A 24,818-nucleotide genomic window follows, 5' to 3' on the forward strand; every position below is an offset into this window, starting at 1 on the left:
AGACAGCCTGTCCTACTCTGCATCAACATATAGGGTTTCGAAAAGTTCCTGTTGGCACAAAAATGCCCGGGCGAGGCGCCCGGGCATTGGTCCAGAAATAACTGGAAGCCGACGAAATTGTTTAGAGCGCCGCGCTGACGCCCTGTGACGTGCAATCAGCCGTTGTCTTCACCGCCTTCGAACTCGGCATTGGGGTCGAAGAAGTTGTCAGGGCGCGCATTGTCATTGATGTCTTCGCCATAGATGGCTTCGGCGGTGGTCAGCATCTCGCCCTTGGCCTGGCGCTCGGCTTCGTCGGCCGTGCGGGCGATGTTGAGCGTGATGGTGACCTCGACTTCCGGATGCAGCGCGATCGCCACATTGGTAAGACCGATGGTCTTGATCGGCTGGTTGAGCAGGATCTGGTTGCGGTTGACCGAAAAGCCTTCCGCCGTCAGCAACTCGGCGATGTCGCGGGTCGACACCGAGCCGTAGAGCTGGCCGGTTTCGCCGGCCGAACGCACGGCGATGAAGCTCTTGCCGTCGAGCTTTTCCGAAACCTGCGTGGCCTCGGACTTGCGCTCGAGGTTACGGGCTTCGAGCTGGGCGCGCTGGCCTTCGAACTTCTTTTTGTTGGCTTCGTTGGCGCGCAGCGCCTTGCCCTGCGGCAGCAGGAAGTTGCGGGCGAATCCATCCTTGACCTTGACGGTGTCGCCCATCTGGCCGAGGCGGGAAACGCGCTCGAGAAGAATGACGTCCATGGTTTTGTTCCTTCGTTTGGGCGCCAAAATCACTGGCATCGACGCCGAATTGTCTGGAACAGGTCAGGAAGCAGAGGGCGTCGCCGCCAATGTCGCTGTCCTGCCTGTCGCGGCAGTTAGAGGTCTTCACCTCAACCCGGGATTTGATGGTAGACCCCGCGGCGCCCGTCGCCGTGGGAAAAAGCGGGCGGCGAACCGCCCGCTGAAAGAGTGTTAGCGAACCACGTAGGGCAGCAGGCCAAGGAAGCGGGCGCGCTTGATCGCCTTGGCGAGTTCGCGCTGCTTCTTCTGGCTGACGGCGGTGATGCGCGACGGCACGATCTTGCCGCGCTCGGAAATGTAGCGCTGCAGAAGACGTACGTCCTTGTAGTCGATCTTGGGCGCGTTGGCGCCGGAGAACGGGCAAGTCTTGCGGCGGCGATGGAACGGGCGCCGGGTCGGGATCTGGTTGATGTCGACCATTATTCTGCACCCCCTTCAACACCTTCGCGCGGACGGCGCGGGCCACGGTCTGCACCGGCGTCGCCACCGAAGCTGCGCGGCGGACGATCGCCACGGTCGCCGCGATCGCGGTCGCCGAACGAGCGCGGGCCGCGGTCACGGTCGCCGAAGCCACCGCGTTCCGAGCGCTCTTCGCGCTTCTGCATCATCGCCGACGGGCCTTCCTCATGCGCATCGACCTTGATGGTGAGGAAACGCAGCACATCTTCGGACAGGCCCATCTGGCGCTCCATCTCGTTGAGCGCGGCCGGCGGGCAGGTGATGTCCATCAGCGTATAGTATGCCTTCCGGTTCTTGTTGACCCGGTAGGTGAGGGACTTCAGTCCCCAGTTCTCGACCCGGCCGACGGACCCGCCATTAGCTGAGATGACGCCCTTGTACTGTTCGACAAGCGCATCGACCTGCTGCTGCGAGAGGTCCTGCCGGGCAAGAAACACATGTTCGTAAAGAGCCATATTGTTCTTTTGCCTTTCTTCGTTTCTCTCCCGGTTCCCGGCGGCAAAAGCCTCTGCAACTTCTCTGACCCGCCGATCCCTAAAGGAGGCGGGGAAGAAAGGAGCATGACGAGACGGTCGAGAGCGGAGACACGGGAGGCGGAAGCGCTTCTGGCCCCACACGAAGGTTTCGAAAAACCTCCGGCCCTCCGTTCAGCCCCCAGCAAGGACCGGCAGATTGCGGGCGTCTATACAGGAATCCGGCTGGATGGCAAGGGCGAGCCGAAAATCCGCCGCTGCAAGGACGACATGTCGCGCGGCAGCTTTAGCTTGTATGCGGGACCAGCTTCTTCACCGTTTCCGGGAAGAAATCGGGCGCTGCGTGGCGCTTGCCGAACATCATGTCGTATTGCAGCAGGCGGAAATCGCGAATGGCCGGGTCGATTTTCTTCTTGCGCGCCCAGTCCGGCGTGGCTTCGCCCGCCGGCGTCAACAGCAGATTGCGGTCGACGACACGGTAATGCTCGCGCATCTGGCCGAGGAAGCCGGTGTAATAGGGGTGGCTGATCCCGGCCGTGGTCAGGATATGGTAGGGCAGGAAGGCGGGGCTTACCGCGCCCATTTCCGCGGCCGGTCCGGTGCGGTTCGACCATACGATCAGCGGCGTCTGGTGATGCCGCAGCATCTGGTCAGGCGACTCCTTGCGCGGCGCGACATTGTCCTTTAGGAAGCCGGTTTCGACATAGACCGGACCGAGCGGCGGCAGATGGTCGCCGAAGAAGGCGATGACCGTCGGCCGCTGGCGGTTCTTCGCCCATTCGACAAGGCGCTCGAGGCCCTTGTCGGCGTCGGATGCTCCCTCTGTGAAGCTCAGCAGCGAATCCTTCGCCCATTGGCTGGTCGGCGCCTGCACCTTGTGGGTCGGATTGTAGTAGCGATTCGGCTCATAGGGACCGTGGTTCTGCAGGCTGACGGCGAAGAAGAAGAACGGATCGTCGGTGGCGTCGGCCTCGCGGATGATCTCGTCGGTCATCGCCGCGTCCGAGGCCAGCGGCCCGCGCTTTTCGAGATATGGCAGGTTTTCCTCCGACTTGAAGTCGTCGAAACCGAAATCCGCATAGACCGGCGTGCGGTTCCAGAACCAGCTCGTGCCCGGATGGATGGCGCGCGTCTCATAGCCTTGGCTCTTCAGGAACGTGGCCATCGACGGCACCGGCGCGCGGACATATTGCTGGTAAGGGATGCTGCCGGCCGGCAGGAAGGCATTGGAAAAGCCGGTCAGCGCCTCGAACTCGACATTGGCGGTCATGCCGCCGAATTCGGGCGAGAACATCGAGCCCGAGCGCAGCGTCCGCACATTGGGAATCGGATCGGGCGTGATGGTGACGCCGGGCAACTCGGTCGGATCCCAGAAGGATTCGCTCATGACGATGATGATATCGGGCTTCTCGGCCGGTACGGAGACCGTCACGTCAGGCCTGTCGATTGCCGCGATCGACTTGTCGGAATAGCCCGCAGGCGCCGAGACGTGGGCCATCGGCACGTTGAGCGCGAAGGCGAGCGCGAAGCCGTTGGAGGCGTAGTTTTCCTTCTGGTCCCACATGATCGGGATGATCTGCAACCGGTCACGCGTCCACGAGAAGGTCGCGTAATCCATGATTGAGACGAAGAAGGCGAGCAGCGGCACTGTCAATGTCAGCCGGGCAAGGCGGCCCTTACGGCTGAGCGCCGGTACCCGGCGGCGCCATAGTCGCCAGCCATAGACGAGCAGCGATAGGCCGCCAACGATGCCGACCGCCATAGCGATGGCGGTCCCCGGGCGTTCGCGCACCAGAAGCGGCATCAGCGCCACGATCTGGCGTGAATACAAGAAATCGGTCGGATAGAGCGGATCGCCGAGATAGAGCGATTTCTGATGGCCGACAAAGGCCAGCGCCAGCGTCAGCGGCGCGACGATCATCAGGCTCTGGTGGCTGCGGCCGAGCACGGCATCGAGACCGATGAGGATCAACGCGAAAATGATGATGGTGGTCCAGCCCGGCTTGAACGGCTGCAGGAAGAAGGCGACGGTGCCGGCAAAGTCGCCGCGCACGATCAGTTCGACCGCAAACACCAGAATGGCGGCAGCGAGCAGGCTGACGAGGCCATAGCGGATAACGGGCCATTTCCGGCCCGGCAGATAGCCGGTGGCCGGATCGCCTTCCAGAAACTGTGGCGCGGCCTTGCCGGCGCCTTTCCTAGTCCTTGCCAACTTACAATTCCCCCGACCATACACAAAAGCGTCATTGAGCTGTCATCGATATGTCACAAAAAGCTAGCGCCTGTGGCTGAAATAAGAAGAGCCAGCAAACGAATCGTGAGCGATTTTCATCATGAGTGATCGACAAAAAGCCTTTTGGAACAGGCACTCGGCCAGCGATGCCGAGCCGGAGCGGCCTGAGTTGGGCTGATGGCGGACTTGACTTGCCCGCCTGCCTTGCGTCACAGGCAGGAAAAATCAGCCGCTTAGGAGCCACAGATGGCCGTCGCATTCACCTTTCCGGGACAGGGCAGCCAGGCTGTCGGCATGGGCAAGGACCTCGCCGACGCCTTTCCGGAATCGCGGAAGATCTTCGAAGAGGTCGACGACGCGCTCGGCGAAAACCTGTCGAAGCTGATCTGGGAAGGGCCGGAAGAGACGCTGACGCTGACCGCCAATGCCCAGCCGGCGCTGATGGCTGTGTCGCTTGCCGCAATCCGGGCTATGGAATCGCGCGGCTTCTCGCTGAAGGACAAGGTCGCCTATGTCGCCGGCCATTCGCTCGGCGAGTATTCGGCACTTGCTGCCGCCGGTTTCGTCTCGATCGCCGATGCCGCCCGGCTCTTGCGTATCCGCGGCAATGCCATGCAAGCGGCAGTGCCGGCCGGCGAGGGCGCCATGGCGGCGATCATCGGGCTGGAACAGGCCGATGTCGAAGCCGCCTGCGCTGAAGCGGCCAAAGATTCAGTTTGCCAGATCGCCAACGACAATGGCGGTGGCCAGTTGGTGATCTCCGGCGCCAGGGCGGCGGTTGAACTGGCGGCGAAGCTGTGCACGGAAAAGGGCGCCAAGCGGGCGCTGATGCTGCAAGTTTCTGCGCCTTTCCATTCGGCACTGATGACACCGGCGGCCGAGATCATGCGCGAGGCGCTGGCCGGGGTGACGAAGAACGCGCCGTTCGTGCCTGTAGTCTCCAACGTGTCGGTCACCCCGTCCAGCGATCCCGACGCCATCGCCCGCCGCCTGGTCGAACAGGTGACCGGCCGCGTGCGCTGGCGCGAGACGGTGGAGTGGTTCGGCGCGAATGGCGTTGCGACGCTTTACGAGGTGGGCGCAGGCAAGGTGCTGTCGGGACTGGCTCGGCGCATCAACCGCGATATCGCCACAGGCGCTGTCGGCACGGCGGCGGATGTCGAGGCGGCATTGGCGGCGCTCGCATAACCGGCCACGATTTGACCCCACCCGTGTGAAGGGTGTTCTCTTAGATCAGGAGACAAGACATGTTCGAATTGACTGGCCGCAAGGCGCTCGTCACAGGCGCATCAGGAGGGATAGGCGAGGCGATCGCCCGGGTGCTGCATGCGCAGGGCGCCATCGTTGGCCTGCACGGCACCCGCGTCGAAAAGCTGGAGACGCTGGCCGCCGAGCTCGGCGACCGGGTCAAGCTGTTCCCGGCCAACCTTTCCAACCGCGACGAGGTCAAGGCGCTCGGCCAGAAGGCCGAGGCCGATCTCGAAGGTGTCGACATTCTCGTCAACAACGCCGGCATCACCAAGGACGGGCTGTTCGTGCGCATGGCGGACGCCGACTGGGATAGCGTGATCGAGGTCAATCTGACCGCCGTGTTCCGGCTGACCCGCGAGCTCACCCATCCGATGATGCGGCGCCGGCACGGCCGCATCATCAACATCACCTCGGTGGTCGGCGTCACCGGCAATCCCGGCCAAACCAATTACTGCGCTTCCAAGGCCGGCATGATCGGCTTTTCCAAGTCGCTGGCGCAGGAGATCGCCACCCGCAACATCACCGTCAACTGCGTCGCCCCGGGCTTCATCGAATCGGCGATGACCGACAAGCTCAACGACAAGCAGAAAGAGGCGATCATGGCGGCGATCCCGACACGGCGCATGGGCACCAGCGCCGAAGTCGCTTCCGCCGTCGCCTACCTTGCTTCCAACGAAGCTGCCTATGTCACCGGCCAGACCATCCACGTGAATGGCGGCATGGCGATGATTTGACAGTTGCGGGAAAACCCGCCTTTTCGCCTTGGACCCAGGCCGATTTTCGTGTAATGCGGCCCGCAACCCGGCGGTTCGGGCAAAAACCGGTCCGGTGCCGTTGCGTTTCCGGCAGGACCATCTTTCAGCTTGATTAGCGGCATTCTGCCCGCTAACGAAGACAGACAACCAAAAGACGAGGATGCCCAAATGAGTGACACCGCAGAGCGCGTCAAGAAGATCGTTATCGAGCACCTTGGCGTCGATGCCGATAAGGTGACGGAGCAGGCGAGCTTCATCGATGATCTGGGCGCGGACAGCCTCGACACGGTCGAACTTGTCATGGCGTTCGAAGAAGAGTTCGGCGTCGAAATTCCCGACGATGCGGCCGAAACCATTCTGACTGTTGGCGATGCAGTGAAGTACATCGACAAGGCTTCGGCCTGACGCTATTTGCAGTCATCACCGAGGAGGACCTGCGATGAGGCGTGTCGTCGTCACGGGCCTTGGGCTGCTTTCGCCGTTCGGCATGGGCTTCGAGCATAGCTGGAAGGAGCTTCTGACCGGCCGCAGCGCAGCCAAGCGCATCACCGAGTTCGAGGTGGAGGATCTTGCCTGCAAGGTCGCCCACGTCATTCCGCGCGGCAACGGTGATAACGCCACCTTCAATCCCGAGGCCGTTCTCGAGCCGAAGGAACTGCGCAAGATCGGCGACTTCATCCTTTACGGGATCGCGGCCGCCGACGAGGCGTTGAAGGATTCGGGGTGGACGCCGAAAACGCATGAGGAGCAGTGCGCCACCGGCGTGCTGATCGGCTCCGGCATCGGTGGCATCGAAGGCATCGCCGAGAACGCGATGATCCTGAAGGAGCGCGGACCACGCCGCATCAGCCCGTTCTTCATCCCCGGCCAAATCATCAATCTCGTCTCCGGCCAGGTTTCGATCCGGCATGGGCTGAAAGGCCCCAACCACGCCGTCGTCACCGCTTGCTCCACCGGCGCGCACGCCATCGGCGATGCCGCCCGGCTGATCATGTGGGGCGATGCCGACGTAATGGTCGCAGGCGGTGCCGAAGCGCCGGTGACGCGGCTGTCGATCGCCGGTTTCGCTGCTTGCCGTGCACTGTCCACCGACCGCAACGACGCTCCGGAGACGGCTTCGCGTCCCTATGATCGCGACCGCGACGGCTTCGTCATGGGCGAAGGCGCCGGCGTCGTCATTCTGGAAGAGCTGGAGCACGCCAAGGCGCGCGGCGCCAAGATCTATGCCGAGGTAACCGGTTACGGTCTGACCGGCGATGCCTATCACATCACTGCGCCGGCCGAAGATGGCGACGGCGCCTTTCGCTGCATGGTTGCGGCGCTGAACCGGGCCAAGCTGACGCCCGCAGACGTCGACTACATCAACGCGCACGGCACCTCGACCATGGCCGACACGATCGAGCTCGGCGCCGTCGAACGGCTGGTCGGCAACGCCGCGTCGAAAATATCGATGTCGTCGACCAAGTCGTCGATAGGCCATCTTCTGGGTGCGGCGGGCGCCGCCGAGGCGATCTTTTCGATCCTCGCCATTCGCGACAACATCGCGCCGGCCACCATCAATCTCGACAACCCGGAGCGCGAAACGGCGATCGACCTGGTGCCGCACAAGCCGCGGGCCCGCCAGATCGACGTGGCGCTGTCCAATTCCTTCGGCTTCGGCGGCACCAACGCCTCGCTGGTCTTCCAGCGCTACAATGGCTGACCGGTCTGTCGACCGGCGCGGTCAGCGCGTGTCGTCAATTTTGCCATATTCGCCCCTACTCTGCCCAAGGGGATTCGTTGCAAGATCAAACGGTAGGGCGCCATGAACACAAATCCGGCGGACAACGGGGAATTCGGGCAACGGTCCGCACCGTCGGGTCCGATCGTGCCGAAGACGGCCAGCGAGGCATTACGGCCTGAAGCCGGCACACCGCCGCCCAAGCGCTCGCGCGCTTCGCGCAGCCAGTTCGTCGTGTTCATGAACTTCGTCATCTCCTTGGTGATGCTGTTGGTTCTGGCGGCCGGCTTTGCATTGTATTTCGGCAAGCAGGAATTCAACGAGCCCGGCCCGTCGGCCAATGCCGACACCTTCCTGGTCAAACCGAGCACCGGCGTCCAGGAAATTGCCGAGCAGCTCGAGCGGCGCGGACTGATCAGCGACGCGCGCATCTTCCGCCTTGGCGTGCGTGCCTTTGGCAATGACGCCGCGCTGAAGGCCGGCGAATACGAGATCAAGCCGCAGGCCTCCATGCGCGACATCATGGAGCTGCTGAAGAGCGGCAAGTCGGTGATGTATTCGCTGACCGTCCCCGAGGGGCTAACCGTCGAGCAGGCGCTGCAGCGCATCGCCGATCAGGCAGCGCTCGACGGCGATATGCCTGCGACCATTCCACCCGAGGGCAGCCTTGCTACCGACACGCTGCGTTTCACCCGCGGCGCGACACGCCAGCAGATGGTCGACAAGCTTTTGGCGGATCAGAAGAAGCTGGTCGACGACGTCTGGCAGCGGCGCGCTCCCGATCTGCCTCTGGCCAGTGTCGATGACTTCGTCATCCTGGCTTCGATCGTCGAGAAGGAGACGGGCAAGGGCGACGAACGTTCACGGGTCGCCGCCGTCTTCCTCAACCGGCTGGCCAAGGGCATGCGGCTGCAGTCAGATCCGACCATTATCTATGGGCTGTTCGGCGGCAAGGGCAAACCCGCCGACCGCCCGATCTACCAGTCGGACATCAAGAAGCCGACGCCCTACAACACTTATCTGATCAACGGCCTGCCGCCGACGCCGATCGCCAATCCCGGCCGTGCGGCGCTGGAAGCGGTGGCCAACCCGTCGAAGACCGACGACCTTTATTTCGTCGCCGACGGCACCGGCGGTCACGTCTTTGCTGCAACGCTCGCCGAGCACAACGAGAACGTCGCCCGCTACCGGGCTCTCCAGAAGAAGCTTGCCGATGAAGCCGCCAAGGCCGGCGCTGCCAAGGCCGACGCCGCCAAAGTGGAAGGTCAGACCGATGCGCCGGTGGACGGCGATACGGGAGCGGCGCAGTAGCGCCGGACGGTTCCGGGATCGTCCCTCCGATTCGTTTGACGGCAGGGACGTGCCGATTTTTTAATCCGGAGCGCCTTGCGTCCGATTCGGCGCGAAAAGGCGCTCCAGCATTTTGAAACCGCATGATCTGGCCGGAATCGCTTCCGGGGTCATGCGCCAGGGGGTCGCAAGGGCAACATGAATTTGCAGAGCATGACCGGTTTTGCACGGGCTGTCGCCGAACATGACGGCACGTCGATCGCCTGGGAGGTCAAGTCGGTCAACGGCAAGAGCGCCGAGGTCAGGCTGCGGCTGCCGCAGGGCCTTGAGCGACTGGAGCCGGCCGTCAGACAGACGGTGCAAAAGCGCTTCTCGCGCGGCAATTTCCAAGCAACGCTGACCGTCGGCCGCGCCGCCGGCCAGCAGGCGCAGCCCGTGGTCAACGAGGCCTTCCTGAGGGATCTGGCGGAGTTGGCCAAGCGGCTGCAGGAGCAGTTCGGCGCAGCGCCGGCGACAGCCGACGGGCTGCTTTCGCTACGCGGTGTGCTCGACATCCCCGAAACCACCGAAACCGAAGAGGCGCGGGCGGCACTCGACAGCGCGATTCTCTCGGCGCTCGAAGTGTCGCTGGGCGGGCTGGAGCAGGCACGCCAGGGCGAGGGCGCCGCACTGCGCTCGTTGCTGTCCGGCCATATCGACGCCATCGAGGCGCTGACGCTGCGCGCCGAGGCCGATCCGTCGCGTGAGCCGGCGGTGATCCGCGAACGGATTGCCGAGCAGGTCCGGCTGCTGATGGATGCCTCCGCCAATCTCGACGCCAGCCGGTTGCATATGGAAGCGGCGTTCCTGGCCACCAAGGCCGACATCCGCGAGGAGATCGACCGGCTGAAGACGCATGTCGCGTCCGGCCGGGTGCTGCTGGCAGGCGGCGGCGCCATCGGCCGCAAGCTCGATTTTCTGGCGCAGGAATTCAACCGCGAATCGAATACGCTGTGTTCGAAGTCGAACGCCGCTACGGTCACCGCCATAGGGCTGGAGCTGAAGGCGGTCGTCGACCAGTTTCGCGAACAGGTCCAGAATCTGGAGTAACCCTGATGGTCGCCAAGGAGCCGATGGTTGCTAAGGATTTGGGCTCCCGTATTCGCCGACGGGGCCTGATGCTCGTGCTGTCGTCGCCGTCCGGTGCCGGCAAGTCGACGATTGCGCGCAATCTCCTGGAAAGCGATTCTAGCCTCGAACTGTCGGTCTCCGTCACGACGCGGCCGCGCCGCGGCAGCGAAATCGAGGGCGTCCATTATCATTTCCGCACCATGCGTGAGTTCGAGCGGCTGCGCGATTCCGACGAACTGCTCGAATGGGCCGAAGTGCATGGCAATTGCTACGCGACGCCGCGTGAGCCGGCCGAACTGGCGCTGGCACAGGGCCGCGACATGCTGTTCGACATCGACTGGCAGGGTGCCCAGCAGCTCAAGGAGAAGATGCGCGCCGATATCGTTTCCATCTTCATCCTGCCGCCCTCGATGAAGGAATTGAAGGCACGGCTGAAGCGCCGCGCCGAGGACCAGGAATCGGTGATCGAGACGCGTCTGAAGAACGCCCGCAACGAGATCGAGCACTGGAAGGAATATGATTTCGTCATCATCAACGACGATCTCGATCGTGCCTTCGCCGAAGTGCGCGGCATCGTCATCGCCGAGCGACTCAGGCGCGACCGCCGGCCCGGCCTGTTCGATTTCGTCTCCGGCCTGCTCGACGAGAAGACGGATTAGGCGCCTTCCTTCTCCCCGTAAACGAGGAGAAGAGAGCTACACTGCGTTGGTCAACCGCACGAATTCTTCGATATCAAGCGTTTCGGCGCGCCGCGTCGGATCGATGCCGGCGCGCGTGAGCAGGGCTTCGCCGCCGAGGCCCTTGACGCTCTGGCGCAGCATTTTGCGGCGTTGGCCGAAGGCCGCTTCGGTGACGCGGCTGAGCTTCTTGACCTCGGCGGGCAGGGGACTTGCCCGCGGCACCAGATGCACCACCGACGACACCACCTTGGGCGGCGGCGTGAACGCTTGCGGCGGCACGTCGAAAGCGATCTTTGCCTCCGTCCGCCAGCCTGCCAGCACGCCCAACCGGCCATAGGCATCGCTGCCGGGGCGGGCGACGATGCGCTCGGCCACCTCGCGCTGGAACATCAGCGTCATCGATGCGTAGAAAGGCGGCCAATCGGCAACGGTCAGCCAGCGCACCAAAAGCTCGGTACCGATGTTGTAGGGCAGGTTGGCGACGATCCTCACAGATCCGTTGCCCCCATGCGCCCCTTGGGCAAGCGCTGCAAAATCCGTCTTCAGCGCATCGCCGGCAATGATCTCCAAACGGCCCGGATAGTGATCCGACACCTCCGCGAGCGCCGCCAGGCAGCGCTCGTCGCGCTCGATGGCGATGACCCGACCAGCGCCGTGGGAAAGCAGCGCCCGGGTTAGGCCGCCTGGACCCGGACCGACCTCGATCACCGTGGCGTCCGTCAGGTCGCCGGCGGTGCGCGCGATCTTGCCGGTCAGATTGAGGTCGAGCAGAAAATTCTGGCCAAGCGCCTTTTTCGCCTGCAGCCCATGGCGTTCGATCACCGCGCGCAACGGCGGCAGCCCGTCGATGCTCATGCGACCGCTCTCGTGCAAAGCCTCATGCGATGGCAGCCTTCGTCCCGGTGTCGGCAAGCCTGCGGGCGAGCCTTAGCGCCGCGATCAGGCTGTCGGCCCGGGCTATGCCCTTGCCGGCGATATCGAAGGCGGTGCCGTGATCCGGGGAGGTGCGGATGAAGGGCAGGCCGAGCGTGACGTTGACCGCCTCGTCGAAAGCCAGCGCCTTGGCCGGGATCAGCGCCTGGTCGTGGTACATGCACAGCGCCACATCGTAGCCGGTTCGGGCGCGGGCATGGAACAGCGTGTCGGCCGGCAGCGGCCCGAAAGCATCGATGCCTTCCGCCCTCAACCTGTCGATCGCCGGGCGGATGATGTGCTCGTCCTCCGCGCCCATCGCGCCGCCTTCGCCGGCATGCGGATTGAGGCCGGCAATGGCAAGCCGAGGCTTGGCGATGCCGAAACGATGTCCGAGGTCGGCGGCGGTGATGCGGGCGGTCGCAACGATCAAGTCCGTCGTCAGCGCTTTCGGCACCTCGCTCAACGCAATATGGATGGTGACCGGAACCGTGCGCAACTCGGGACCGGCAAGCATCATCACCGGCATCGCTTCGGCGCCGGTGTGGAGCGTCGCCAGATGCGCCAGATACTCGGTATGGCCGGGGAAACGGAAACCGGCATCGTAGAGCGGCTTCTTGGCGATCGGGCACGTGACGACAGCCGCTGCGCGACCGCCAAGGCAGTCGTCAACAGCGCGGTCGATCGCCTCGATTATGCCGGCGGCGTTGGCTGGGTCCGGCCGGCCGGGGTCGTCGACGAAGCGGGCGACAAGCGGCACGACGGGCAGGGCGCTTGCAAAGACGCGCGCCGCTTCGGCTGGCATTGTCTCGGTGATTGGCACATCGGCGCCGAGCCGGCGCGCCCGGGCGGCAATCAGCACCGGATCGGCGAGAAGATAGAAGGGCGGCACACCGGCGCTGTCGCGCGCCTGCCAGGCGGCAATGGCGATCTCCGGCCCGATGCCGGACGGATCGCCGACGCTCAACGCCAGCGGAAGCTGTATCTCTGGCACGCCCAGGGTGTCTTAGCGCTCGACGATGCGGGCTTTCTTCCGCAACTCCTCGACGTACTTCTTGGAGAGCTCGTCGGCGTCCTTGCCGGTTGCGCCTTCGCTCTGGAACACCATCTGGGCGGCCTTGTCGTCGGACACTTCGCGTGACGAGCAGATGCCGATGAACTCGACCCCGCGATCCGTCTCGCGCGTGCTGGTGGCACCCCCGACCTTGGTGGCTTTGATCTGGTCGGCCCATTCCGGCGGCAATTGCGGCGCCAGCACCCGGCCGAGATCGCGAACGGTGACGTCGATCAGGCCCTTGGCAAATTCGCGCGAGGTGTTGCAGCCGTTGAAGCGGGCGCGCATGGCGTCAGCCTCGCGCTTGCGCTTGGACAGCGTAGCGCTGCGCTCGGCCGCCGGCACGACGAAGATGACTTGCTGCAGCATGTATTCCATGGCGGTCGGCTTGGCGCCGCCCTTGTCGAGCATGCGCCTGACTGCGTCCTGCTCGCTCATGGCGCCGCCGCCGCTCTCGGAGCGATGGCGCGCGGTCAGCGCCTGATTCCAGGCCATCTGGGAGCGGATGAACTCCTTGAAATGCTCCTTGCCGACGCCGGACTGCGCCATGACGCCATCGAGTTGCTTGAGTTGCATCTTGTTGGTCGTGGCAAAGCGCTGATAGGCGGCGTCGACCTGAGCGTCGCTGATGCGGATGCCGAGACGCTTGGCTTCGGCGACGCGCAGCGTCTGATCGATCATCTCGTCGGCGGCGTCGCCTTTCTTGCGCTGCAGGCGCAGGAAGGCAGCCCGATGCTGGATGTCGCCGGTGGTGATCGGTACGTTGTTGACAACGTATTTGATCTGACTGGCGAAAGCCGGCGGCGTCATCATGGTGATCGAGGCCGAGGTCGCCGCCACCAGCAGCGCGAACCCTGCCGAAAAGAGGTATTTCCTCATCGAAAGCATCCCAATTCTATCTCGGTTCCGGCCCAATTCTATCTCATTATGAGGGAGCTGAAACCCGTGCCTGCCCTATGCGGCGAAACGATGTCGTTAGAGCGACGTGCGTCCACTTGGGCGCACAAGGTACTCTCTAAACGCTTTGAATCTACGCATCGTGCTTTCCGAAAATCAATTCCGACTTTCGGGCCGATACGTTGGCCGCCTGTTCCGGCCGTCTGCTGCTGGCCAGCCGTCTGCTACTAGCTAGTGTCTGCTACTGAATGGTGTCGATGGAGCTTTGTGACGAGCCGAAATCGCCGAGCGTGCGGAACGACAAGTTGAAACCGATGTTCTGCGACACTTCCTTGGTTTCCAGGTCGCGGGATTCTGAGAACGTCATCAAATAGGTGAAGCATGAATCACTATAGGCAAAGCCGACCCCGTCCTTGACCAGGACACTTTGCTCCAGATCGTAGGTGCCGGTGCCGAAGACACGCCAGTTCTCGGCAAGTTGCGTCGAGGCGCCGAGCGTGACCTCATGGCGATCGGTCGTGAAGCCATAGAGCGGCTGCGCCTGGATGAAGGCATATTTGGCGCTGAGCGAAATCGGCAGGCCGGAATAGGCTGCTTTCACCTCGGCGCGGCGAACCTCAAGGCTCTGCTCGTCGAAACGGCCGCTGACCGAGCCGGAAACTCCGCTGGGGCTATTAAAGCCGACGAGGCCGACATAGTCGGAGGTCTCGGTCTCAAGACCGGAATCGGCTCCAACATTGACCAGGTCCGGCGAATCGAAGGAGTTGCGACCGCCCAGCTGGTAGGATTGGCCGAACAGCGCGTTGGTGCTCCAGCCATTGTCGTAGGCGCCGGAATAGCGCAGCCCGACATTGGCGCGCGTGCCGCCTTCCATGCGATCGTAGCCGGAGAACTTGTCACGCTCGAACAATGTCGTGGCGTCGAAGACGAAGCTCTGGGCGTCCTCGTTGGGGACAGCGAGGCCACCGACATATTGCTCGTTCGGACGCACGAACACCTGCGCCATCGGCTCGAAGATGTGGCTGGAGCTGGTCGACGAGAACAGCACCGGCCAGCGCATTTCCAGCCCGGCGGTCGCCATGTAGCGGGCGAGTGATGTCCGCATGTCATCGCTGGCATTTATCTCCGGGTTCATCGCCATCTGGTTGATGGCGGTGAGCGAGGCCGAGGACGCATTCACATAACCGACGTCGCCGCGCAGCGCCAGCAGCGGCGTCAGCAGCAGCCCGCCATCGGTGGTGAAGGTGCGCTTCCATTCCGCTTCGGTGGTGAGGCGGCCCGACTGGCCCTCGATGCCGCGGACATTATTGACGGATGCAGCGTTGTTCGGATCGGAAAGGATCCTATCCAGCCTTTCACGGCTGATGGCCTGTGCGTTGACATTGAACGACAATTGCCCGCCGCCCACAGCCATGTCGGGGATGTAGGCGTAGTCGAGCGAGGGCAGCACCCAGGGCTGCTTGCCGGCGCGCGCGGTCGGATCGTCAGGGAGCGTCTTTTCCTGGACCTCGAAGCGCATGGCGCGCACGTCGAAATAGTTGCGGCCGTTGAGGCCTGTCAGGTAGATCGAGGAGTGGTGCACGCTCTCGTTGAAGTCTTCGATGGCGTAGGTGCGCGAGAAGTTCTTGTCGGTCTGCAACAGGACATCCCAGCCGAAGTCCCAGCGCGGATTGATGGCGAACTGACCCTTGGTGCCCATCATGCCGCGGAACTTGTTCGGGTCGCCGGCCGAACCTGAATCGACATTGTTGCCGTGGCTGTCGATGAATTCGTCGGGGTCCTCTTGCCGGATGCCGGCGACCTTCAGGCTGTACTGGCCGTTGTTGAAGCGCTGGCGCCACTCGGCCTCGCCGAGGAAGCCTTGCTTGGTGTAGCCGCTGCCGGTGACGGTGAGGTCGTAGGTTGGTGAGAGCGCGAAATAATAGGGGACTTTGACGCCGACGCCGAGCTCGCTCTTGTAGGCAATGCCGGGAATCAGGAAGCCGCTCTTGCGCTTAACGGTAGGGTCGGCAATCTCGAAGGCCGGCAGATAGGCAAGCGGAAAGCCGAAGAACTCGAAATTCGAATTCTCGAAGCGAACCGTCTTCTTCTCGCCGTTCCAAATGATCTTTCTGGCTTTGATGCGCCAGGTCGGCGCTTTGTCTGGTTGGTCCTCGCATGGCTCGCAGGCCGTGTACACGCCGTTGTGGAACGTCGTCAGCACGCCGCCCATGCGTTCCGCGCTTTCGGCGGCGAAATATGCCTTGTCGACGGTTTCGACACGCAGCGCGTTGACGAAGCCATCAGCGAAATCGTCGGTGATGTCGACATGCTGCGAATAGATCTTGGTGCCGTCGCTGTTGATGACCTCGACATTGCCGCTGGCGACGAGGCGCTTGGTGTTGCGATTGTACTCGACCCGCTGGGCGACAAGGCGGTTGCCGCCATAGTCGATCTGGACGCCGCCGACGGCCGTTACTGTCTGGTTGTCGTTGTCATAGACCAGCGTATCCGCCGCCAGCAGCATTTGCGAGCCGGCGGGGACGTCGGCTGCCATGTCGCTGATATCCTGGGCAGAAGCCGGAATATTCGGGACGACGCAAGCGAGCAGGCATGCCAAGGCGCTCGCCCCATAGAGGCGCGCCAAACCGGCCTGCCTATGGATGCGCAAAACCGCCCCCCTCACTAGCCGTCTTCCTTGTACAGCAAGAAAGTCACCCCGAAGAACATAGCCACGACAACCGGAACCCATGCAGCCACGACTGTGGGTACGAATCCCGCCACGCCGAATGCCTTGACCAGCACCGTCACGACATAAAGCAGAAACCCAGCCAGGACGCCACCCAGAATCATCGTCGCGGATTGTCCCATCCTCGCAAATCGCATCGACACCGTTGCGGCAATCAGCGTCATGGCGACGAGAAGGAACGGCAGCGCCACCAGCGAATCAAACTGCATGGCAAAGGCATTTGCCTTGAGGCCGAAGGAGCGGGCAACCTCGATCTTGCTGGGCAGATCGTAGAAAGGGATGGTTTCCGGGCGCGCCAGCCGCTCTTGCACGAATTCGGGCTTGAGATTGGTCGACACCCGGTCGCTTGCCACCGATTGGATGTTGCCGTCCCGGAAAACCTTGACGTCCTGCAGTTCCCAGTAGCCATCGCGCAAAAAGGCGTGCGCCGCGTCCTTGCGTTCGACGATGTCGCCTTGCGGGCTGAGGATGAAGAAGACGGCATCGGCCATCTCGAGGCCCTGATTGAGAATGGCGCGCGCGCCGATGATGGTATCGCCGGTACTGGTTTTCTGCCGGATCCAGGGCTCGGCGTCGGCCGACACGGCGTTCGACTTGCCGGAGCGGAGCTGGGTTTCGATCTTTTCGGACCAGGAAAACGCATGCGCGGCGATCGGATTGATGACGCCGACCGACAACACGCCGAACAGCAGCGCCCCGATGCAGCACGGCAGCAGGAATTGCCATGCGGATACGCCGGCGGAACGCGCGATGACCAGTTCATATCTGCGATTGAGCGAGACCAGCGTCGCCATCGCCGAGAATAGCCCGACGAACGGCACCGTCTGCAGCATGATCATCGGCATCCTCAGCGCTGAAATGGCGAACGCCGTCCCGTAGGTGAAGCCCGGCAAGCCGGTCGTGCGACCGGAAAGCTCGGTGAAGTCGATCAGGAACACGAGCGCCAACAGGCCGATGAAGAACCAGATGGTGATCGTCACGTAGCGGAAGAAGAAGTATCTACCCAGGGTCCAGCCCATTAGCGTGTCCAGCCCATTAGCCGGCCCCTTGGCCAGAAGCGCCACGCCTGGCGAAGCGAAGCTTGATGGCGCTCCAGCCGTCACTGAAGCGACCGGCGAAATTCGTCATCCAGTCGGCCCAGGCGACCGGCAGCTCCATGGTCCGGTTGGAGACTATGAACCATGTCGCGACCGCGGACGCCACGATAGGAACGCCATAGACCATATAGGCATATTGCGGAACGTTGTCGGCTTTACCGGCGGCAAAGAAACCAAGCCAACGTACGAAAAGCGCAATCGCGATGGCCGTGATCAGCGGATGGATGCGCGCCTCGCGATGGGATCGCGCATCTCCCGCGACCGCAAGCGCGATCAGCGCGAAGACAAGTGAATAGGACCATTCGGAAAAACGCTGGTTGAGCTCGGCCAGATACCTGTTCGGCTTTTTTTGGAACGCCTTGTCGTTCGGACTGGGATTGAGCAGGTATTGGGTCGTCCGGTCCTTCGGCAAAAGCAACACGTCCGATGAGGCCGACATGAAGGCGGACAGGTCGAAGGCATAGGAGGTGAATCGGATGACCGAAAGATCGCCGGTCAGCGTTTCGCGATGGATGACGCCGTCGTTCATCATCAGCACCTTCTCGTCGCCGTTTTCGATGATGGCTCCGGTCTTGGCGTAGTAGATGAGGTTAACGCCTTCTTCGCGCGAATCGGCGACGAAGATGCCGCCGAGGCGGTTGTCCGGAAGCCGCTCGCCAATCTGCAGGAACAGGCCGTCGTCGATCTTGCGAAAGGTGCCTTCCTGGATGATCAGCGACAACAGATCGGCACGCGACGACGCCACCAGCTGGCGGTTTTTCTGGCGTGCATACGGATCGACGCCGTTGTCGACGGCGAACGACAAGACGCTGGCCGCCAGCGCCAGCAGCATGATCGGCCTGACGATGGTCCAGCGCGAGGCGCCCGCGGCGTTCAAGACGGCAAGCTCAGAATCGGAATTCATCGCGCTCAGCGTCTGAGCGACGGCGACCACCAGGGCGAAGGGCACGACGATCGGGATGATCGACGGAATGATCAGCGCAGCGACCTCGAAGAAGGTCAGCGCCGACTGGCCGCTGTCGGTGACGAGATCGATGCGGGCGAGCACCTGCGTCGTCCACACGATCGCCAGCGTCCAAATAAGCGCTGCCAGGAACACCGCCAGCGCGCGACGCATGATGTAGCGTTCAACGACCTTCATAAAGGCTTTTCTCGATTTTGCCGAACGGCATCATGCCTCCAGACAAAGTAGTCGTCCGGTGACGCCTGCACAACCGGTCCCGTTTGGCGGTTCGATCTGGTTTCCCGTCCCACATCGTTATTCCCGGTGGCCGGAGTGTCGGCGGCAATGGATAAGAAAGGGCGAACATCGATGGTTAACAACAGGTTGCGGCAGGAAAGCGGGGCCGTGCCGCGACGAATCGCCGTCGATTCCATCCGCCATATGGGATCTGATTCCGGCAAAGTCTTGCCAAATGCCGGAAAACGACCAAATGTCGCGCCGATCACGGTCATGGCCGCCGTGGCCGCGACGGGTACAGACATGGAAGCAGAAGTAACAGAATTGCGCGGTCAAACCGGCCAGGAATCGATTTTTCACGGTGCGATCGTGATCGGCGCCGGCGCGGCGGGGCTGGCCGCCGCCCATGCGCTGAAAAAGGCCGGCGTGCCGACGCTTGTCCTGGAAAAGGAAAGGCGGCTTGCCGAGCCCTGGTACCGGCGGCACGAACGGTTGCATCTCAATTCGCATCGCGATCTCTCGACGCTGCCTGGCGTCGACTATCCCGCAGGCACCCCCGCCTTTCCCCACAAAACAGCAGTCATCCGCCACCTGAACGATTTCAGCCAGGCGTACAATCTGCCGATCCGGCTTGGCGTCGCCGTCGAGGAGATCGCGTTCAACGGCGATCAATGGACCGTTGAGACCAGTGCCGGGCCCCTGCCGGCGCATCATGTCGTCGTTGCCACCGGGCGCGACCGGCAGCCGTTCATTCCGCAGTGGAAGGGCGCCGACGACTTTGCCGGCCGCATCATGCATTCGGCGGATTTTGGCAAAGCCGAGGATTATGCGGGAAAAAAGGTGCTGGTTGTGGGCGCTGGCAATTCGGGCTTCGACGTGCTCAATCATCTGGCGGGGGCGAACGCCGCCTCTATCTGGCTGTCGGCGCGCAACGGCCCCTCGCTGCTGCCCAAACGCATCGGCAAGATCGCCGTCCACAGGCTTTCGCCGTTCTTGGCGCGATTGCCTGTTTGGCTCGCCGATGCGGTGATGGCGGCAACGCAGCGCCTGGTTTTCGGCGACCTGACGAAGTTTGGCCTGCCGCCCGCGTCCTCGGGGGGCGCAAGCCGCCTGACCGACGACTACACTGCGATCGCCACCGACGACGGCGCCGTTCGCGCCATCAAGGCCGGTCAGGTCGTGATACTGCCGCAGGTAAGGGAATTTACCCGCGACGGCGTCATCCTCGACAACGGCAACCTGATCGCTCCCAATATCGTCATCGCGGCGACCGGCTACCGCACCGGGCTCGAACGCATGGTTGGCAAGCTCGGCGTCCTCGACGGCAGGGGCGTTCCCCTTTTCAACGGCGGCGAGACCGACCCGAAATTGCCCGGCCTGTGGTTTACCGGCATGCGGCCAAGCATTCGCGGTTGCTTCGCCAATGCCCGAATTCAGGCCAAGGCAATCGCGCAGCAGATCGTCAGGCAGAGGCGATGAACTGAAAAATAGGGTGGTGCTTCCAGTCGGAAACGGCCAAGTATCGGGTTTCGTCAAGGCACTCTCCCAAAACCCAACGCCGTTCCCGAAAGCAGGACATGATGACTTCGAGACCTTCGATCGCCTTCGCCAAATTCGCAGCGCCCAAAAAGGGCAGTGTCTTCGTGCTGGCGGCCAACGATGGCGGTCTCGGCGATGCGGCAAAGGCTTGCGATCCGGCAAAGACCCTGGAGCGGGCGTTCCCGGTGGCCGACTTTTCCGGCAAGTTCGCCAGCCTGGTCGAAGTGCTGGCGCCGGAGGGCACATCGCTCGACCGGCTGGTGGCGGTCGGCGCCGGCAAGGTCTCGGGGCTCGACGACCATGCCTGGCTGAAACTCGGCGGCACGATCGCTGCATCCTTGCGCAAGGCCACCGAGGTGACCGTCGTGCTCGATCTGCCGGATGCTGACGTCGGCGGCAGGCAAGCGGCACAGCTTGCCGCGGGCATCCTTCTGCGCAGCTATACCTTCGACAAGTACAAGACGAAAAAGGACAATAATGACGGCCAGCGCGATGGCAAGAAGGCCGAGCCCAAAAAGCCGGTCAAGGTGACCATCCACACCACCGATCCGGCGGCGGCGAAAAGGGCCTTCGCCGACGAGGTGGCGGTGATCGACGGGGTGCTCCTGGCGCGCGACCTGGTCAACGAACCGGCCAATATACTCGGGCCGGTGGAATTCGCCGCCCGCGTCAGCGAACTGGAAGCGCTCGGCGTCACGGTCGAGATCCTGGTCGAGAAGGATATGAAGAAGCTCGGCATGGGCGCGCTGCTCGGCGTCGCGCAAGGCTCGCCGCGTGGCGCCCGCATAGCCGTCATGCGATGGAACGGCGGCAAGGCCAAGGACAGCCCGGTTGCCTTCGTCGGCAAGGGTGTCACTTTCGACACCGGCGGTAATTCGATAAAGACGGCCTCCGGGATGGAGGACATGAAGGGTGACATGGGCGGCGCGGCCGCCGTGACAGGGCTGATGCACGCGCTGGCCGCGCGCAAGGCCAAGGCCAACGTCGTCGGCATCATCGGGCTAGTGGAAAATGCCGTCGACGGCCACGCGCAGCGTCCCGGCGACATCGTCACCTCGATGTCGGGTCAGACCATCGAGGTGCTCAACACCGACGCCGAAGGCCGCCTCGTTCTGGCCGATGCGCTGTGGTATTGCAACGATCGCTTCCAGCCGAAATTCATGGTCAATCTGGCGACGCTGACCGGCGCCACCATGGTCGCGCTCGGCCAGCACTATGCCGGGCTGTTCTCCAACGATGACGAATTGGCGAACAGGCTGACGAGCGCCGGGCAGGCGACGCAGGAACGAGTGTGGCGGATGCCGCTCGGCGCCGAATACGACAAGCTGATCGATTCGAAAAATGCCGACATGAAGAACATCGGCGGCCGCTACGGCGGCGCCATCATCGCGGCGCAGTTCTTGCAGCGCTTCGTCAAGGATACGCCCTGGGCGCATCTCGACATCGCCGGCACCGCGATGGGCGCGCCGTCCAGCGAGATCAACCAGTCATGGGCCTCCGGCTTCGGCGTCAGGCTGCTCGACCGACTGATGCGCGACAATTACGAGGGGTGAGGCCTTTCAAGGCGCAATCATGGCTGACGTCCTATTCTATCACCTGACCGAATCGACGCTGGAGGATGCGCTCCCCGGCCTGCTCGAGCGCAGCGTCGATCGCGGTTGGCGCGCCGTGGTGCAGACCGGCACCGAGGAGCGGCGCGACGCGCTGGACCAGCATCTGTGGATATTCAGAGACGATTCGTTCCTGGCGCACGCGACGGACCGCGAATCCCATCTGGCCGAGCAGCCGATCCTTTTGACCACCGGCCAGGACAATCCGAACGAGGCGCAGATACGCTTCCTGGTCGACGGCGCGGCGCCGCCGGAGCTTGGCAGTTATGAGCGCGCCGTGTTCCTATTCGACGGCCACGATGCGGCCCAGGTCGAGGCGGCGCGCATGCACTGGAAGACGATGAAGGAAGCCGGCCACGCGGTCACCTACTGGCAGCAGACTTCAGATCGGCGCTGGGAACGCAAGGCGTGAAGCTGCCGCCTTGGCTATCGTCAACCTGGGATCAGATCGCCGAGCAATCGGGTCGCGATGCCGAATAAAGAGCATCGGACCAAAAGTGGAAGAACCCTGAAAGGGTGGTTTGCTGATCGTTGAGACGCGCTACAGCTGAAGCCGTTCAGCCAATTCAATGAAGTCGTTGGCCACCAGGTCCCAGGCCTGATCAGGGTGCAAGTCCGTGGTCTGCGCTAATCCGTGCTCGGTCGGACGCGCGACAAAGGCTGTTCGCAATCCGCATGCCCGAGCCGCTGCAAGGTCGCCATTGTGAGCGGCCACAAGACAGATCTCATTTGGCTTCATTGCCAGGACGTCGGCGGTGCGAAGATAGGCTTCCGGCATCGGCTTGTACGCTCGCACGACTTCGGCGCCGAGGATCGCATCCCAGGGGATGCGGCTACGCTTCGCCATGTTGAGCATGAGGACGATGTTCCCGTTCGAGAGCGGCGCGATGATATAGCGGGCCTTCAGCCGTGTGAGGCCTGCCACCGCGTCCGGCCATGGCTCCAATCGGTGCCATGCCAGGTTCAGTTCGTCCAGCTCGGACGCCGGCACCGACGCCGGGTCGATCCCGAATTCTGGCAAAACAGCTTCCAGATTCTCCCGATGCAGCACGTCGAGCCGTGTAAAGGGCCGTCGGCCGCTGCGCACCTCCTCCATCGCTGGGGAGTAACGGCGGCGCCACGCATCCGCGAAAGCGGTAGGAATGGCCGTTCCGGCTCCATGCCGCTTCAGGAACGGTTCAGCTTCGCGCGCCACGCCGCTGCGCCAATCGACGACAGTGCCGAATACGTCGAATACCAAGGCACGTACACCATCCAATGGCATCACATTCGGCTCCTTGATCCGCACACTGCGTCTTTGGCATGGATCGGCCTGAGAAGTCGACCGCACGGTCCCGGTCGGAAACGGGCTGGTTCGCCAACTCAGCTTGCCCTTCATGGATTAACCGGCCGTCGATCTTCTGGCAGCACCGGTTCCGTGTTCTCGACCTCATCGCCGTCATCTACCTGTCAAAAAAGTGTCAGGTGAGCTGGAATAGGCCTCGGCTTGGCCCGTTAACCCGCCATCTCAACCGGAGATGGAAGGTGCTTCCATGCTGCATAGCGTTCCCACGACGAGGGCCACAGTCGGTGCATTCGCCGATGCCGAAGGGCGGCAGGCATGGTTGTTCCGGCCGCTATCACCCAGATTGGTCATCGGCTTGCTTTCCCTGCAAGCTTGCACCTTTGTCATTCTTTACGGATTGGACGGCCTGCCGATTGAAGGCCGACTGTCGCTCTCGGTCTTCGCCGGGGTCCTGATCGCCTGGGTAGTGCTCGGCCTGCCCGACATGCCTGTGGCGCTCGCCGGCGCGCTTGCCCTTGTTGTTTCGGGTGCGGTCGACGAAGAGGCCCTCTTTGCCACGCTCGGCAGCGAAATCATCTGGCTCCTGATTGCCGCTTTCGTCATGGCGTCGGTCATGCGCAGCAGCGGTACCGCCGAGCGCCTGGCAGGCGTCGCGCTGACGCGCTGCAGGACGGTTTCCCGAATGTTCTGGGGCGCGACGCTGGTCATTGCGCTGACCGCCTTCGTGATTCCTTCTACCTCAGCCCGCGCGGCGATCCTCATGCCCGTGTTCTTCGGTCTTTCGAGTGCGATCGGCAGACCATCCGTGACCAGAGGGCTCGCGCTTCTGTTTCCCTCCGTCATCTTGCTCTCAGCCTGTGCTTCGCTGACCGGAGCTGGCGCACATCTGATTGCCGCCGATTTCATGAGGCGTGTCAGCGACACAGACATCGGCTTCGCCCACTGGGCGCTTCTCGGCGGGCCGTTCGGGTTCGTCACGAGTCTGCTTGCCTGCGGCCTGATCCAACTTCTGTTTCTGTCCGCCGAAGACCGCAGGGCCGCGATCGGCACGCTACCGGTCAGGCACCGTTCAAATTCATGCAGCGATGCTACCGTGCTGACAATCATGGGCGCGACCGTCCTGCTTTGGGCGACGAACGCGCTGCATGGACAGAATATTGCCGTCATCGCGCTCGTCGGTGCCTTGCTTGCCGCTTCCAAGCCGGTGTCGGGGATTTCGCTTAAAGAGGCGCTTAAGGGTGTCGAGTGGAACCTGCTTCTGTTCCTCGCGGCCACGCTTTTGATCGGCGAGGCGCTGCTCACCTCCGGCACCGCACGCTACCTCGTCGACCAGACGCTTGCGGCGCTCGGCGGCCACCTGTCATTAGCCCCATGGATGGTCATCGCCATCGCTGCCGTGATCTCAAGCCTGGCACATATCGTGATTATGTCTCGCACTGCGCGCGCGAGCGTCCTCATCCCAGCGGTTGCCTTGCCGCTTTCGGCGTTCGGCGTCGATCCATCGGTCCTAATCTTCGTGACGACGATCGGCAGTGGCTTCTGTCAGACGCTGATGGTCTCGGCAAAGCCGGTTCTCCTGTTCGGTTCTGCGGAGACCCTAACCTTCACACAGGCAGACCTCCTCCGGCTGGCTCTGTTCCTCTTGCCGCTCTTCGTCGCTCTGCTCGTCGCCTTCTCCTTGTTCGTCTGGCCGCTCCTTGGCCTGCCGATCGAAACACTTTCCACAATGCCCGCCAAGGCATGACTTCCGCCTGCTATTTTAG

At 63.0% G+C, this 24,818-nt stretch carries 23 protein-coding genes; 11 read left to right on the forward strand and 12 right to left on the reverse strand.

Features of this window, described 5'->3' with window-relative positions; translation table 11 throughout:
• Positions 1-155 precede the first annotated feature (155 nt).
• From rplI to RPG13_RS16445, 4 genes are all read right to left on the reverse strand, one after another.
• Complete coding sequence (gene rplI / locus RPG13_RS16430; protein ID WP_095483191.1) at positions 156-740, reverse strand: 50S ribosomal protein L9; 585 nt, start codon at positions 738-740, stop codon at positions 156-158.
• Between the two features lie 213 nt (positions 741-953).
• A complete protein-coding gene (gene rpsR / locus RPG13_RS16435; protein WP_006203718.1) occupies positions 954-1,202 on the reverse strand; it encodes a 30S ribosomal protein S18 in 249 nt (82 codons plus the stop codon).
• Positions 1,202-1,696, reverse strand: coding sequence for a 30S ribosomal protein S6 (gene rpsF, locus RPG13_RS16440; RefSeq protein WP_029354402.1), 495 nt, complete (start codon positions 1,694-1,696; stop codon positions 1,202-1,204). Before rpsF ends, rpsR begins: the two co-directional genes overlap by 1 nt.
• A 304-nt stretch (positions 1,697-2,000) precedes the next feature.
• Positions 2,001-3,926 (reverse strand): LTA synthase family protein, encoded by a 1,926-nt coding sequence (locus RPG13_RS16445; RefSeq protein ID WP_292216769.1) that lies wholly within the window; start codon positions 3,924-3,926, stop codon positions 2,001-2,003.
• A gap of 267 nt (positions 3,927-4,193) precedes the next feature.
• Here RPG13_RS16445 and fabD point away from each other — a divergent pair, with 267 nt between their 5' ends.
• The 7 genes from fabD to gmk all read left to right on the forward strand — a co-directional run bounded on the left by fabD (position 4,194) and on the right by gmk (position 10,732).
• On the forward strand, positions 4,194-5,135 hold the full coding sequence (fabD, locus tag RPG13_RS16450; RefSeq protein WP_095483193.1) for an ACP S-malonyltransferase: 942 nt from the start codon (positions 4,194-4,196) through the stop codon (positions 5,133-5,135).
• A 59-nt stretch (positions 5,136-5,194) separates the two neighbouring features.
• Positions 5,195-5,932, forward strand: coding sequence for a 3-oxoacyl-[acyl-carrier-protein] reductase (fabG, locus tag RPG13_RS16455; RefSeq protein ID WP_095483194.1), 738 nt, complete (start codon positions 5,195-5,197; stop codon positions 5,930-5,932).
• A 189-nt stretch (positions 5,933-6,121) separates the two neighbouring features.
• On the forward strand, positions 6,122-6,358 hold the full coding sequence (locus RPG13_RS16460) for an acyl carrier protein (protein ID WP_006203723.1): 237 nt from the start codon (positions 6,122-6,124) through the stop codon (positions 6,356-6,358).
• A gap of 34 nt (positions 6,359-6,392) precedes the next feature.
• The gene (gene fabF / locus RPG13_RS16465) at positions 6,393-7,655 is read left to right on the forward strand and encodes a beta-ketoacyl-ACP synthase II (protein ID WP_126107137.1); all 1,263 of its coding nucleotides are present in this window, start codon (positions 6,393-6,395) and stop codon (positions 7,653-7,655) included.
• A 102-nt stretch (positions 7,656-7,757) separates the two neighbouring features.
• Positions 7,758-8,984, forward strand: a complete 1,227-nt coding sequence (gene mltG, locus RPG13_RS16470) for an endolytic transglycosylase MltG (RefSeq protein WP_126107136.1) — start codon at positions 7,758-7,760, stop codon at positions 8,982-8,984.
• 177 nt (positions 8,985-9,161) lie between these two features.
• The gene (locus RPG13_RS16475) at positions 9,162-10,052 is read left to right on the forward strand and encodes a YicC/YloC family endoribonuclease (protein ID WP_095483201.1); all 891 of its coding nucleotides are present in this window, start codon (positions 9,162-9,164) and stop codon (positions 10,050-10,052) included.
• A 5-nt stretch (positions 10,053-10,057) separates the two neighbouring features.
• The gene (gene gmk, locus RPG13_RS16480; RefSeq protein ID WP_164759298.1) at positions 10,058-10,732 is read left to right on the forward strand and encodes a guanylate kinase; all 675 of its coding nucleotides are present in this window, start codon (positions 10,058-10,060) and stop codon (positions 10,730-10,732) included.
• Positions 10,733-10,768: 36 nt separating this feature from the next.
• Here gmk and rsmA read toward each other — a convergent pair whose 3' ends face one another.
• The 7 genes from rsmA to RPG13_RS16515 form a co-directional block, all read right to left on the reverse strand.
• Positions 10,769-11,608: a 16S rRNA (adenine(1518)-N(6)/adenine(1519)-N(6))-dimethyltransferase RsmA gene (gene rsmA / locus RPG13_RS16485; protein ID WP_337125492.1), complete on the reverse strand. Its 840-nt coding sequence runs from the start codon at positions 11,606-11,608 to the stop codon at positions 10,769-10,771.
• 22 nt (positions 11,609-11,630) lie between these two features.
• Positions 11,631-12,659, reverse strand: coding sequence for a 4-hydroxythreonine-4-phosphate dehydrogenase PdxA (gene pdxA / locus RPG13_RS16490; RefSeq protein ID WP_127292620.1), 1,029 nt, complete (start codon positions 12,657-12,659; stop codon positions 11,631-11,633).
• Between the two features lie 12 nt (positions 12,660-12,671).
• On the reverse strand, positions 12,672-13,607 hold the full coding sequence (locus tag RPG13_RS16495; RefSeq protein ID WP_337125493.1) for a peptidylprolyl isomerase: 936 nt from the start codon (positions 13,605-13,607) through the stop codon (positions 12,672-12,674).
• A gap of 250 nt (positions 13,608-13,857) precedes the next feature.
• A complete protein-coding gene (locus tag RPG13_RS16500) occupies positions 13,858-16,152 on the reverse strand; it encodes an LPS-assembly protein LptD (RefSeq protein WP_442921343.1) in 2,295 nt (764 codons plus the stop codon).
• Between the two features lie 128 nt (positions 16,153-16,280).
• Positions 16,281-17,363, reverse strand: a complete 1,083-nt coding sequence (gene lptG, locus RPG13_RS16505) for an LPS export ABC transporter permease LptG (RefSeq protein ID WP_095483301.1) — start codon at positions 17,361-17,363, stop codon at positions 16,281-16,283.
• Between the two features lie 16 nt (positions 17,364-17,379).
• Positions 17,380-18,582, reverse strand: coding sequence for an LPS export ABC transporter permease LptF (lptF, locus tag RPG13_RS16510; protein WP_095483204.1), 1,203 nt, complete (start codon positions 18,580-18,582; stop codon positions 17,380-17,382).
• Positions 18,579-18,896: a hypothetical protein gene (locus RPG13_RS16515; protein ID WP_126107128.1), complete on the reverse strand. Its 318-nt coding sequence runs from the start codon at positions 18,894-18,896 to the stop codon at positions 18,579-18,581. Before RPG13_RS16515 ends, lptF begins: the two co-directional genes overlap by 4 nt.
• A gap of 28 nt (positions 18,897-18,924) precedes the next feature.
• Between RPG13_RS16515 and RPG13_RS16520 the strand changes: the two genes are divergently transcribed.
• The 3 genes from RPG13_RS16520 to RPG13_RS16530 all read left to right on the forward strand — a co-directional run bounded on the left by RPG13_RS16520 (position 18,925) and on the right by RPG13_RS16530 (position 22,182).
• A complete protein-coding gene (locus RPG13_RS16520; protein ID WP_337125494.1) occupies positions 18,925-20,100 on the forward strand; it encodes a flavin-containing monooxygenase in 1,176 nt (391 codons plus the stop codon).
• Between the two features lie 101 nt (positions 20,101-20,201).
• Positions 20,202-21,713 (forward strand): leucyl aminopeptidase, encoded by a 1,512-nt coding sequence (locus tag RPG13_RS16525; protein ID WP_337125495.1) that lies wholly within the window; start codon positions 20,202-20,204, stop codon positions 21,711-21,713.
• 19 nt (positions 21,714-21,732) lie between these two features.
• Positions 21,733-22,182, forward strand: a complete 450-nt coding sequence (locus RPG13_RS16530; RefSeq protein ID WP_292216748.1) for a DNA polymerase III subunit chi — start codon at positions 21,733-21,735, stop codon at positions 22,180-22,182.
• A gap of 129 nt (positions 22,183-22,311) precedes the next feature.
• On the opposite strand, the gene RPG13_RS16535 is transcribed toward RPG13_RS16530, so the two are convergent.
• On the reverse strand, positions 22,312-23,148 hold the full coding sequence (locus RPG13_RS16535) for a haloacid dehalogenase type II (protein WP_337125496.1): 837 nt from the start codon (positions 23,146-23,148) through the stop codon (positions 22,312-22,314).
• Between the two features lie 154 nt (positions 23,149-23,302).
• Here RPG13_RS16535 and RPG13_RS16540 point away from each other — a divergent pair, with 154 nt between their 5' ends.
• A complete protein-coding gene (locus RPG13_RS16540) occupies positions 23,303-24,799 on the forward strand; it encodes an SLC13 family permease (RefSeq protein WP_158302505.1) in 1,497 nt (498 codons plus the stop codon).
• The last annotated feature ends 19 nt before the right edge of the window (positions 24,800-24,818 follow it).

Origin of the sequence: Mesorhizobium sp. ISC15, from assembly GCF_037162615.1 — a bacterium.
GTDB lineage: Bacteria > Pseudomonadota > Alphaproteobacteria > Rhizobiales > Rhizobiaceae > Mesorhizobium > Mesorhizobium mediterraneum.

What these genes read in the sequence shown, in the direction of transcription:
- RPG13_RS16530 (WP_292216748.1), top strand. Translation starts at nt 21,733, where the DNA reads ATGGCTGACGTCCTATTCTATCACCTGACCGAATCGACGCTGGAGGAT.
- RPG13_RS16475 (WP_095483201.1), top strand. Translation starts at nt 9,162, where the DNA reads ATGAATTTGCAGAGCATGACCGGTTTTGCACGGGCTGTCGCCGAACAT.
- RPG13_RS16535 (WP_337125496.1), bottom strand. Translation starts at nt 23,148, where the DNA reads ATGAAGGGCAAGCTGAGTTGGCGAACCAGCCCGTTTCCGACCGGGACC.
- RPG13_RS16525 (WP_337125495.1), top strand. Translation starts at nt 20,202, where the DNA reads ATGACTTCGAGACCTTCGATCGCCTTCGCCAAATTCGCAGCGCCCAAA.
- fabF (WP_126107137.1), top strand. Translation starts at nt 6,393, where the DNA reads ATGAGGCGTGTCGTCGTCACGGGCCTTGGGCTGCTTTCGCCGTTCGGC.
- RPG13_RS16515 (WP_126107128.1), bottom strand. Translation starts at nt 18,896, where the DNA reads ATGACCGTGATCGGCGCGACATTTGGTCGTTTTCCGGCATTTGGCAAG.
- RPG13_RS16495 (WP_337125493.1), bottom strand. Translation starts at nt 13,607, where the DNA reads ATGCTTTCGATGAGGAAATACCTCTTTTCGGCAGGGTTCGCGCTGCTG.
- rsmA (WP_337125492.1), bottom strand. Translation starts at nt 11,608, where the DNA reads ATGAGCATCGACGGGCTGCCGCCGTTGCGCGCGGTGATCGAACGCCAT.
- rpsF (WP_029354402.1), bottom strand. Translation starts at nt 1,696, where the DNA reads ATGGCTCTTTACGAACATGTGTTTCTTGCCCGGCAGGACCTCTCGCAG.
- mltG (WP_126107136.1), top strand. Translation starts at nt 7,758, where the DNA reads ATGAACACAAATCCGGCGGACAACGGGGAATTCGGGCAACGGTCCGCA.
- RPG13_RS16500 (WP_442921343.1), bottom strand. Translation starts at nt 16,152, where the DNA reads ATGGCAGCCGACGTCCCCGCCGGCTCGCAAATGCTGCTGGCGGCGGAT.
- RPG13_RS16460 (WP_006203723.1), top strand. Translation starts at nt 6,122, where the DNA reads ATGAGTGACACCGCAGAGCGCGTCAAGAAGATCGTTATCGAGCACCTT.
- lptF (WP_095483204.1), bottom strand. Translation starts at nt 18,582, where the DNA reads ATGAAGGTCGTTGAACGCTACATCATGCGTCGCGCGCTGGCGGTGTTC.
- RPG13_RS16540 (WP_158302505.1), top strand. Translation starts at nt 23,303, where the DNA reads ATGCTGCATAGCGTTCCCACGACGAGGGCCACAGTCGGTGCATTCGCC.
- rplI (WP_095483191.1), bottom strand. Translation starts at nt 740, where the DNA reads ATGGACGTCATTCTTCTCGAGCGCGTTTCCCGCCTCGGCCAGATGGGC.
- lptG (WP_095483301.1), bottom strand. Translation starts at nt 17,363, where the DNA reads ATGGGCTGGACCCTGGGTAGATACTTCTTCTTCCGCTACGTGACGATC.
- gmk (WP_164759298.1), top strand. Translation starts at nt 10,058, where the DNA reads ATGGTCGCCAAGGAGCCGATGGTTGCTAAGGATTTGGGCTCCCGTATT.
- rpsR (WP_006203718.1), bottom strand. Translation starts at nt 1,202, where the DNA reads ATGGTCGACATCAACCAGATCCCGACCCGGCGCCCGTTCCATCGCCGC.
- fabG (WP_095483194.1), top strand. Translation starts at nt 5,195, where the DNA reads ATGTTCGAATTGACTGGCCGCAAGGCGCTCGTCACAGGCGCATCAGGA.
- fabD (WP_095483193.1), top strand. Translation starts at nt 4,194, where the DNA reads ATGGCCGTCGCATTCACCTTTCCGGGACAGGGCAGCCAGGCTGTCGGC.
- RPG13_RS16520 (WP_337125494.1), top strand. Translation starts at nt 18,925, where the DNA reads ATGGAAGCAGAAGTAACAGAATTGCGCGGTCAAACCGGCCAGGAATCG.